4 protein-coding genes and 1 pseudogene are annotated in these 10,949 nt (G+C 69.1%); all 5 read right to left on the minus strand.

Annotated features, from left to right (window positions below; genetic code table 11):
* Positions 1 to 407: pseudogene (locus VN419_RS05770) on the minus strand (hypothetical protein); the annotation flags it as partial.
* Positions 404 to 1,516 (minus strand): glycosyltransferase, encoded by a 1,113-nt coding sequence (locus tag VN419_RS05775; RefSeq protein WP_325645388.1) that lies wholly within the window; start codon positions 1,514 to 1,516, stop codon positions 404 to 406. The gene VN419_RS05775 and the pseudogene VN419_RS05770, both read right to left, overlap by 4 nt.
* Complete coding sequence (locus VN419_RS05780; protein WP_325645389.1) at positions 1,513 to 2,544, minus strand: NAD(P)-dependent oxidoreductase; 1,032 nt, start codon at positions 2,542 to 2,544, stop codon at positions 1,513 to 1,515. The genes VN419_RS05775 and VN419_RS05780 overlap by 4 nt, the downstream gene beginning before the upstream one ends.
* A 14-nt stretch (positions 2,545 to 2,558) precedes the next feature.
* Positions 2,559 to 3,677, minus strand: coding sequence for a hypothetical protein (locus VN419_RS05785; RefSeq protein WP_325645390.1), 1,119 nt, complete (start codon positions 3,675 to 3,677; stop codon positions 2,559 to 2,561).
* Positions 3,678 to 3,786: 109 nt separating this feature from the next.
* A complete protein-coding gene (locus tag VN419_RS05790) occupies positions 3,787 to 10,863 on the minus strand; it encodes an SDR family NAD(P)-dependent oxidoreductase (RefSeq protein ID WP_325645392.1) in 7,077 nt (2,358 codons plus the stop codon).
* Positions 10,864 to 10,949 lie beyond the last annotated feature (86 nt).

The following is a 10,949-nucleotide window of genomic DNA, read 5'->3' on the forward strand; positions in this document are numbered from 1 at the left end:
CGGAAGCTCACCGCCCTGCGCCCGGAAACCGCCGCCACCGCATCGGCCAGGGTGGCCAGCTTGGCGTCCAGCACGCCCTCTGGCATGGATTCGGACAGTTGCAGGCCCGGAGCATTGTTTGCAAGCGGAGGGGTGTTCCAAGGGTGCAGGTGCAGGCCTATCTCGGCTCCCAGCCCGTCCTGCCAGCGGCGCAGCTCAGCGGCGCAGGCGGCATCGGCAAGCACCGGCCACGTGGCCAGCAGGGTCAGGGGCACACCGAACTCGCGGGTGACGAACTCCAGGCGGCGCAGGGCAGAGACATTGCTCACCCCTGCGGCCCGGGCGTCGTAGCGGCCGGAGAAAAGCCCCTCTTCCTCCACGTCCACGCTGAACACCACGCGGATCTCATCGCCAGAAGCCAGGCTCACAACCGCCTCCGCTGCGCCAGGGCTTCCAGCAGCACGGCTTCGGTGGCGCGGACCATGGCGCCGAAGCCGTGCCCGGCCTCGGCGCGGGCGCGGCCGTCCAGCCCCATGCGCCGGGCCAGGGCCGCATCCGTAAGCAGCGCGGCAAGAGCCTGGGCCAAGCCAGCCGCATCGCCCGGCTGTGCCAGCAAACCGGTTTCGCCATGGGACACCAGCTCCGGAATGCCTCCCGTGCGGCAAGCCACAACAGGCAACCCCGCAGCCATCGCCTCCAGAACAGCGTTGGGCGAGCCCTCGCGCACCGAAGCCAGGACAAACACCTGCGCCCGCGCCAGGTGCGGGGCGACCTCACCGCAGCCGGTTACCACCTCCACCGCGTCCGCGAGGCCGAGAGCCGCCAGCCGGGCTTCAAAGGCCCCCCGCAACGGACCATCGCCCACCACCGTCAGCAGGGCGCCCGGCACCTGGCGGCGCACCAGGGCGAAGACTTCGGCCAGCACCAGCGGGGCCTTGTCCTCCACCAGCCGGGCCACCGTGACGATGCGCGGCGGGGCAGGCTCTTTCTCTTGCCCCGGAGTCGGAGCGAAACGCTCAGTGTCCACGCAGTTGGGGATCACGGCCACACGCTCCGGGGGAACGCCGTGCACCTGTATCAACCGTTGGCGCAAAGCCTCGGCGTTGCACACGATGCGGTCGGAAAGCCGCCAGAGCAGGCTCTCCCATTGCTTTGGCCGGAGCCCCCGGTAACCGGAGACGATGGCCGGAACCCCGGCCAACCGCCCGAAAAGCCGCCCCCAAATGTTGGGCACCACAGTTAGAGTGAACAGGATGTCCGGCCGGTGCGAAACAAGCCGCCTTGCCAGTGGGGCCAGCGCCAGAGGGCTGCCGGGGGGGCGCTGGCTGAGGCGGATGACCGGCGCTCCGGCGGCGAGGGCCTCGGCATGCAGGTCCGAGCCCGCGTTGAGCACCCAGAGCTCCGGGGCCAGGCGGCTTCGGTCCAGGCCGCGCAGCAAATGCAGGGCAAAACGCTGGGTGCCGCCGAATTCCAGGTCCTGGAGCAGAATGGCCAGCCGGGGCGGGCCTTCATGGCGGTCAGGGCGGCGGGCGCTCATGGCCTGGCCTTGGCGGGAGCGCGGCGCGGCAGCAGCCCCTGGCTGCGGCACCAGGCGATGGTCTCCCTGGCTCCCGAGGCGAGGTCGCAGCCGGGCGCATAACCCAGTTCACGCATGGCGCGGGAGGAGTCCAGCAGCCAGCCCTCCTGCCGGGCCTCGCGGCACTTGTCCGGGGTCAGGTGCGAGGACGGCAGGCCCAGACAATGTTGCAGGGCATTGCCCCAGGCGATGGCCGAGAGCAGCGCCTCCGGCACGCGCAGGATGCGCACCCGGGGCCGCTCCAGGGCGGCGGCAAAGGCCCCGGCATAGCTTTCCCAGTCCATGTCCTGCGGCCCGGCCAGGTGGTAAATCCGCCCGCCTTCGACGCTTCCATCGCGCAGGGCCTTCAGCGCCAGCACCATGCCGTCCACCAGGTCGCGGATGTGCACAAGGCTCATGCGCTGGCCCGGAGGGCCGCTCACCGTGAGCAGGCCGCGCCGCATAAGGGAATACAGGGGCACAAAGGCAGTGTCTCCCGGACCATAGACCATGGACGGCCGGATGACGGCCACATGGTGCTGCGGGGCCAGGGACAGGGCCGCGCGCTCGCCCAGAAGCTTGGACAGTCCGTACTGGGACACCGGGGCCGGACGATGCTCTTCTGCGATGCCCGGCGGCACCGCGCAGGGTCCGGCCGCAGCCTGGCTGGACACGTGCAGGAACAAGAGGCCCTTCGGGCCAGCGCTGCGCGCGGTCTCCACCAATTCCCAGGCAAGATCCTCGTTGACCAGACGAAAGCCCCGCGCAGTGAAGGCCTTTGTGGTTCCGGCCAGATGCGCCACGGCATCGCCCGGGTCCATGCGGCCCAGCACCTTGGCAAGAAAGGTCCGGTCATCCAGGCGGCCGGGCAGGCGCTCGACCTCCGGAGCCAGGCGCGAGGCGTCCGCGCCGGGCCGCACCAGGGCGCGCACCTCATGCCCTTCCGCCGCGAGGCGGTTGGCCAGTGCGGAGCCGATGAACCCCGTGGCGCCGGTGATGAAGACTCGCATGCGCAGTTCCGGGGCTAGAGTGCCGTGTTGTAGATCCTGTAACGCTTGTAGCAGGCGCCCCCGAACTCCATGAGCAGATTGTTGACGCCCGCGTTGTCTTCCAAGGTCCAGCTCATTTCCAGGGTCCGGTATTGCTGCTTGCGCTCCAGGATGTCCACCACGTAGCGCAGGGCCACCAGGGGCACGCCCATCTGCTGATACTCCGGCTTCACGCCGAAGAGCAACCCGCGCAGGCCCTTGATCTCGGACTTATACAGCAGATACTTGATCATGCCGGCAACACCGATCTTGCCCCCAAGACGCTTGAGCAAGGGATTCACGTCGGGCAGGATCAAGCCAACTCCCGCAGGGTCCTCGCCCACATAGAGAAAGAAGGCCAACTCCTCGTCCAGGATGGGCAGCAGGCCTTCGGCCGTGGCGGCGATCTCATCCTCGCTCATGGGCACAAAGCCCCAGTTGCGCCCCCAGGCGGAGCGGTACAGGGCGCTCATGAGCCGCACCTCCTCCAGCAGCCGCTTCTTGTCCATGTGCCGGATGCTCACCTCTCCCTTGGCCGTGAGCCGCCGGGAGACATCTTCGGCCCATTGCGGCACGCGATGCCCCCGCCGGAACTGGAAGGCCAGCACGTCCTTCTCCTTGGCCAGCCCGCAGCCTTCCACCAGTTCCGCGTACCAGGGCGGGTTGTAGGTCATCATGATGGTCGGCGGCGAGTCGAAGCCTTCGACAAGGAGTCCGATCTCATAGTTGGTGGACGGGTTGAAGGGGCCGCGGATAAGCACCAACCCGCGCGACAGGCACCAGTCCCGGACCGCTCCGAATAGCGCGGAGGCGGCCTGCTGGTCGCGCTCGCACTCGAAAAAGCCCCAGGCTCCGGCCAGCTCGTTCTGGTACTCGATGAAGGCCGTGTCCATGATGGCGGCGATGCGCCCAACCACGCGATCATCGCGCTCGGCCAGGAACAGGCAGGCCTCGGCTTTACGCCAGAAGGGGTGCCCCGGCGACAGCAGGGCTTTGACCTCCTTGCGCAGCGGAGGAATCCAATTGGGATCCTGTCCCTGAATCCTCCAGGGCAGGTCCACGAAAGTGTCCAGATCCGCGGCCGACGCCACCGGCCGCACGCGCACATCGCTCATCGCCTCGCCCCCTGTGCCGTCTGCCGGGTGGCCACGGCACGGGCAAGCTGAATGACGCAGCCTTCCAAGGCTCTTCTCCACGCATGGATTTCCGGCATGGGGCCCTCGGCTACTCTGCGGCAAAGGCCTGCATGCAGAGCCCCTGGATAAGCAGCAACGGTTCGCCCTGGGCGTCAAACCCGCAGGCGTCCCAGAGCTGCAGGCGGGGAGCGTCCTCGCGCAACCGGGCCCGCAGGCTTAGGACTTCGCCGTCGGCGCAGGGGCGGCCATAGACAATGCGGCGGATGCCCACGGGCAGGAGTTCCGGGCCCCCTTCCGCGCCGTGCAGGTGCCGGTGCATGAGCACCAGCTGCATGAGGCCCTCCAGCAGATAGGGCGAGGTGCGCAGGGACGCGCCATTCCCGGCCACGTCCTGGCTCAGGCGGTAGCGCATGGTGGCTGCGGCGCTATGGGCCGTGCTGCCATCCACGCGTTCCAGCACCCGGTAGCGGCCGGTCTGGCCGGTGCCCTGCTCGTAAACGCGCAGCACGTCTTCTGCGCTCAGGCCCTTCCCAGAGGAGAAACCACCGGAAGCGAAGTCGTCTCCAGGCTCAAGCCGGCCGGGCGCGCCGCCCAGCAGCACGCAGGCCTCGCTGTTCACCGTCCAGCGGTCCAAAGCCCGGCCCCTGGGCGAAACGTCCTGGCTTTCCAGCCGGACCTCAACCCGCGCCACGGCGCCCTGCATGCCCACGTGCCCAGCGGTGAAGCGCAGGTTGCGGCTCTCGCCCTGCGGGCAGGGCAGCATGTCCAGCAGACGCAGATTCTCCATGACCACAGGAGACAGATGGGGCAAGAGGACGCGCGCGGCTTCGTGGAAGGCTTCCACGGCCATGACTGTGGAGAACAGCGGCGCGGACAGGCTGAGGTAGGGCCGGTGCTCCGGCAGCCAGAGGTCGCGCTCATGGGAAAGCCGCCGCGTGGCGAGAAGGCTCAGGGGCGAGAGTCCGGTCAGGCGCGCCTCGTCGAGCAGGGGCGCGTCCGCCGTGGGCAGCCGCAGGCCGGCTTCGGCCTCGTCCGCGGGGCTGGCGGTACGCAGCACCGTGTCCGTCTCGGGCATGAACCGCGCCAAAAGCACAGAGGGGCTTGCCGCATCGAGGAAGGCCAGCTCCCGGGCGAAGAGCGGCGTCAGTTCTTCAATGTCCACGTAGGCATCGCCCATGCCCTTGCGCGTCATGAGGGAACGGATGTCCTCGCCCGAGGCCATGCCCACCCCCCCCACCGGGGGCAGCCAGAGGACCCGGGCCGCCGTGCCCGCGGAGGCGAGGCCGCAGAGGAAGGAGGCCATGGCGCGGTTGCCCGCACAGTAGTTGGCCTGCCCCACGTTGCCCTGCCAGGCGGCCACGGAGGAGAAGGCGCAGACCAGCCGCAGCCCCCGCGCCGAAGCTTCCTCAACCAGGTTGCGCAAGCCGTGGAACTTGACGCGCACGACCTGGCGCAGGTCTTCTTCGGACATCAGGGCAAGAAACTTGTCGCGCAGCAGGCCCGCGCCGTGGAGCACGGCGTCGATGCGGCCGTGCCTTTGCGCCACCGAGGCCAGGGCTTCAGCCACTGAAGGCCTTTGGGCCACATCGCAGGCGATGTATTCGGCCTGGGAGCCGAGCGCGGCAAACATGTCCAGGGCCTGGCTCACGGCTTCATCGGCCGGGCGGCGCCCCAGGAGAACCAGACGCAACCCGAGCGGCGCCAGGGCTTTCAAAAGATGCAGGGTCACGCCCGAGGCTCCGCCGGAGGCCACCAGCACGTCGCCGCTGCGCAGGACCGGGGCTCCGGCTTCGGGCTGGGCCGCAGGCACGAATTGCGGGGTGAGCACCGCGTCCGGCCGCACCAGCCGCTCCACAGGACCGCAGGTCTCCAGGGCGGCCAGCAAAGCCGCACCGGGAGCCACGCCCGGGGCCAGGCGCAGGCACAGGCAGCGCACGGACTGGTACTCCTGGGCCAGGGTAAGCAACATGCCGAGCGCGCCCTCGAAAAGCACACGTTCCGGGGTGCCGTGGGGCGAATCAGGCTGTACCAGCGCACAGAAGCGCTTGTTGCCGCTGGACACGAATTCCTTAAGCCGCAGGAAAATCTGAGCGAGAGACTCCTCCGGGTCGGCATCCGCGCAGCCTTCCGCCAGCAGAACAAGACCAGCAGGCTTGTCCTCGCCCGGCAGGGGGCTGCCCAGGTCGGCAGCCAGGGGTCTCATGCCCAGCGTCTGGCCCAGTTCATGCGCCAAGGCTCCGCCCTGCTGGCCGCCGCCGGCGACCATGAGAGCCATGCCCGCCAGCCCCTCGGGCTGGGCGCAGGCCTGCGCGGCAAAGGGAGCCTCAACCGGCAGGCAGCGGGCCACGGGCAGGAAGCCGCCCTCCTGGCCGCCGGTTTCCATCCCGTGCGCGGCCAGGGGCCGGGGGGCGTCGGGAAGCGGCGCCGGGGCCCGGCTCCCGGCCAGGGACTCCACGCGCTCTGCCATCTGGCGCACGGTCTGCACGCCGATGAAGTCCTCGATGCGGATGGTGAGGCCGAAGGCGCGCTCGGCCATGTCCATGATCACAGGCAGGCGGCTGGAGCGTATGGCCAGATCCTGGCGCAGGTCCATGTCCGGCTCGATCTCGTCGCGCTCGTAGCCGGTGGCCTCCATGATGATGCCGATGGTGCGCTCCAGAATGTCCCGAACGGGCTGACTGGCTGGAGCGGCATGCGCTGCCGCAACGGTCTGCCCTTCCCGGCCCAGGTCAAGGCGCCTGGGCTCTGCACCCGGAGTGATGCCGCCCCAGGCATAAAGGGCGGCCAGGGCGGCGTTGAAGCTCCCGGTCTCATCCTCACGGGAGGCCGTTCCGAGGGTTCTGGCCTCGGGGCAGATGTCGCGCACCAGATTGCCCAGCACCGCGCCGGGGCCGACCTCCACAAAACGGCGCACGCCCAGTTCGCTCCACAAATAGTAGACGTTCTGGGTCCAATGCACGGGGGTCTCAAGATGCTGCACCATGATTTCGCGGATCTGTTCCGGCTCCTGCGGGAAGGGCCCCTTGAGCACGTTGGAGACCACCGGGATGGTGGGCGGGGTGAAAATCTGCCCGGCGAGGAAGGCGGCGAATTCGTCGCGGATGACGCGCATTCTGGGCGAATGGAAGGCCATGCTGACCTTGAGCATGGTGGCCGTTTCGCCCTTGGCCTTCAGTTCCTCCACCAGGGCCTGCACCCGGGCCGTCTCACCTCCGACCACAATCTGGCGGGGCGTGTTGTAGTTGGTGACCACCACGCCGGGATGTTTGGCCAGCCGCCACTCCAGCACGTCGAGCGGCAGGGCCACGGCGGCCATGCTGCCCGGCTCGTCCGTCTGCTCCGCAGCCTTGGCCATAAGGCGCGCGCGGGTGTCCACGATGCGGAAGGCCGTTTCCAGGTCCAGCACGCCGGCCACGCACAGTGCGGCGAACTCGCCCAGGCTGTGCCCGGCCACGGCGTCCGGCCGAAGGCCGAAGGCCTGGAGCTGGGCAGCCAGAGCCATCTGCAGGGTGAACAGGGCCGGCTGCTGCCAGCGGGTCAAGCGCAGCTGCTCTTCCCCGGCGTCGAAAAGCAGAGCCTTGAGGTCGTAGTCGGCGCAGGCGGACAGGCGCTCCACCTGCTGGGCGGCCAGGGGGAAGGCCCGGGTGATCTCCCGGCCCATGCCCCTATAAAACGAGCCCTGCCCGGAGAAGATCAAGGCCAAAGGCTCGCGCGGCTCGTCCGCCGCGCCAAGAAACACGCCCTTGCGCGCCAGCCGCGCCATCGCCGGCTCGTTCAGCCCCTCGGCGGTCTGGCCGCGCAGCAGGTCCGCGGCAGCGGCCGATGGCGCGCAGAGGCCCGCGCGGTAGTCGCGCCCGCCGATGGTCACCGTGCGAAAATCCACCCCCGACGACTGCCCGCCCAGCTCCGGCTCACGCAGTTCACAAGGGATGTCCGGCTCACCCTCGGGGCCCTCCACATGCACCACCACGCAGGCTCCGCCAAAGCCAAAGGCGTTTACCTGCATGCGCCGGGGGCGTTCTTCCGGCGCGGGCCAGGCTTCGGCCCGGGTCAAGACGCGGAAGCCGGCTTCGTCCAGGGGCAGCGCGGGGTCGGCCTGGCGATAGTTGTTGGTGGGCGGGAAATAACCGCGGCGCATGGCTCCGATGCCGCGGATGAGACTGGACAGGCCCGATGCCCCCAAGGTGTGCCCCACCTGGGACTTGAAAGAAGAAAGCACGACAGGTCTTCTGGATTCTGCAGCCAGGCTGGCCAGGGCGCGCACCTCTTCGCGGTCGCCCTGCACGGTGCTGGTGCCGTGGCACTCCACCAGGTCAACGGCCTCCAGACCATAGCCCGCATCATCCTGAGCGGCGTTGAGAGCCACAAGCTGCGCCTCGGCCACGGATTCGACGATGCCCTGATGGTTGGTGCAGGCCCCCACGCCAGTGATGAAGGCGTGGATGGGCGCGCCTCGGCCACGGGCCACGCTCTCGCGCTCAAGGACCACCACTGCGCCGCCCTCGCCCAGCACGAAGCCCTCGCGGTCCTTGTCAAAGGGACGGCTGTGCTCCTGGGGGCTGCGCAGCCCACCTCCGAGTCCCGCCAGGGCGCGCAGCGCGGAAAATTCCAGGTAGTGCGCCGGGGTGAGCAGCTCCTCTCCCCCGCCCACCACAGCGGCGTCGATGATCCCGGCGCGCATCAGCAGCACGGCGTTGTAAAGCGCGATGAGGCTGGAGGCGCAGGCCGCGCCCACGGAGTAGCTGGGCCCGCCGAAGCCGAACATGTTGCACAGGTGGCCGGAAGCGGTGCAGTTGAGCCGACCGATGAGGGTGGTGTCGTCCACGTTCAGGCCTTCTTTGGCCACCTCGCGCACCACGGCGGCGCGCTGCTCCGGTGTAAGTTCCAGAGCCCGCCAGACGATCTCGCCGATGTCGTCGGCATAGGTGGTGAACAGCTGGCCGCGCACGGTGCTGGCCACCTCGGCCGAGTTCTGGGAGGTAAGCACCGCCACCCGCGAGCCCGGCACCAGGGAACCGGCCAGGCCTGCGGCCTCCACGGCCCTGCGCCCCAAGAGCAAGGTCAGCTTGGTGGAAAGGGACATGGTGCGGTAGTCCTGGGGCGAGACGCCCAGACTCTTGCGCGGACAGTCCACTTCCATGAACGCGCCCACATCGGTGTAGGTCGTGTTGGGCGCGGTCTGGCCAGGGCGCAGATGCACACTGTGATCCCAGCGCGCGCGGGGCACGGTGGAGATGCCGCTGCGGCCCTCCAGCGAGGCCTGGATGATGGCGTCGGTGTCTTGCCCCAGGGAATTCACCATCGCCATACCCGTCACGGCGATGCGCTCATGAATGATTCCATGACGCCGAGGCGCGGCAAGCCCATTTGCCGGTGCGGCGGCGACAAGGGCCGCGTGCAGTTCGGCCAGGGTTTTCAAGCCGGTGATGTTTCCGGCCACGGCGCCGCTCATGAACTGGCCTTCCGCCTGGCAGACCTGCGGCGGAAGCGGATCGCCGCCAGGAATGCGCACATTGCGCGCGGCCACCAGCAACGAGCCGACGCTCAGGGACTCAAGCTCCCGGCGGAACGAGGCCTCATCCCGCTCGCCCCGGCCGCGCTCCTGCTCCAGCCGGCAGATGGCCCGCACCTTGGGCGTGTCCAGGGAGCGCACGCGCAGGCCCACGCTCTCGCCGGAAATGCGCGTGGCGCCAAGGTTCGCGGCGAGAATCTCCCGCTGATACACTGCGCTCAGGGCTCCGGTGTCCACAATCTCGCGGGTGGCCAGGTAGGCGGTGCCCATCTGCACGGCGTCTGCCCCGAGCAGGGCCGCGCGCAAGGCGCTCGGGCCGTCGCACACGCCTCCGGCCAAGACCACGCGCGCCTCGCGGAAAAGCTCCGGCTCGGCCCAGCGCAAGCACAGCGCCGCCTGGGCAAGCTCCAGCAGGGTCTGGCGGCCCACATGGCCCCCTGCTTCGCAGCCCTCCAGCACCACAAAACGCACCCCCGCCTTGAGGGCCAGGCGCAGGAGCTCCGGGTCTGCGGCGAGATAGATGACTTGATGGCCCTGCCGATGCAACTGCCCCGCGAAGGAAGGATCGCCAGCGGCCACCACGACGAAAGGCGGGCGGTGCCTGTCGAGCCAGGCCAGTTGCTCCGCGCGGTGGGGATTCTCCTCCAACACCAGGACGTTCATGGCATAAGGCCTGCCGCCCATGACCCGCTCCAGTTCGCCGAAGTCCCTGTCCATCTGCGCGGCCGTGCGCATGCCGACGGCCAGGGTGGGCAGGGCTCCGGCCTCGGCCACAGCGCGGGCGAAGGCCGGCTTGTCGCTGATCCATGACATGCCGCCCTGGATCACCGGCAGGCCGCAGCCCAGCTCCTGTGCGGCCGGCCCCCGCAGAAAGCGCTCGTAGCGCTGGCGCGACTCGCCCATCAGGCGCAGAGTCTCGGCCGCGAAGCGTTCCAGGGCCGGGCCCGTGGCCGGACCGAAACGCTGCGCAAAGATACTGGCAAAAGCGGCCTCTGTGGAACACGGCGTCAATTCGTCGGAACCCAGGGCGCTTGATCCTAGAGTTTTCGCCTCGCCCGAGACCAGCCGTGTCGCCTCATCCGCAGCGGTGGCGGAGAGGGCCCGCAGCTTGCGGACGGCGCGGGAGTTGCCCTTGTCGAAAAACCGCCACTGCAGCCCAGGGCCGGCAGACACGGTGGAGCTCATGCCTGTTTTAAGGGTGCGCAGTTTCGCGCGCAGTCCTTCTTCCAGGCCCAGATCCGCAGTAAGCCAATGGGCGTGTTCGATGACCACGCCAGCGGCGCCAGTGGCGAGAAACGCGCTTGCCGCCTCTGGCGTGGCAATGCCGCCCCAGATGAGCACAGGCAGATTGAGACGGCGCAAGGCGTAATCCAGCAAGATGCCCGCGCTCTCCGTGCTGCCTGTTCCGGCGGCCTCGCAGGATTTGAGGGCCACGGCGGCCGGGGCGGAGGCGGTGCCGGCCAGACTGGCGGCAAAGTCAACATCCGCAGTGACCAGGACGACCTCGGTCCAGGCGGCGTGCTGGGCCAAAGCATCACGCAACCGGTCCGGCGCAAGGGCGTCCTGGCCGGGGTGATACTCCACGAACAGCGGGGAATCCGAGGGGGTCTGTTGCGCAGGGAGAACGCTGAAGCTCAGGGCGTCGAGCAACACTGCCTGACCTGGCAGACCGAGGCTTGAGGCATGCCCCTCCGCGCCACGGCGATCCAGCAGGCACTCCAACGGCTGGCCTGTCATGG

The organism is Humidesulfovibrio sp. (genome assembly GCF_035560995.1).
Lineage (GTDB): Bacteria > Desulfobacterota > Desulfovibrionia > Desulfovibrionales > Desulfovibrionaceae > Humidesulfovibrio.

Coding starts and splice junctions, on each gene's coding strand:
- VN419_RS05775 (WP_325645388.1), bottom strand. CDS start 1,516: ATGAGCGCCCGCCGCCCTGACCGCCATGAAGGCCCGCCCCGGCTGGCC.
- VN419_RS05785 (WP_325645390.1), bottom strand. CDS start 3,677: ATGAGCGATGTGCGCGTGCGGCCGGTGGCGTCGGCCGCGGATCTGGAC.
- VN419_RS05780 (WP_325645389.1), bottom strand. CDS start 2,544: ATGCGAGTCTTCATCACCGGCGCCACGGGGTTCATCGGCTCCGCACTG.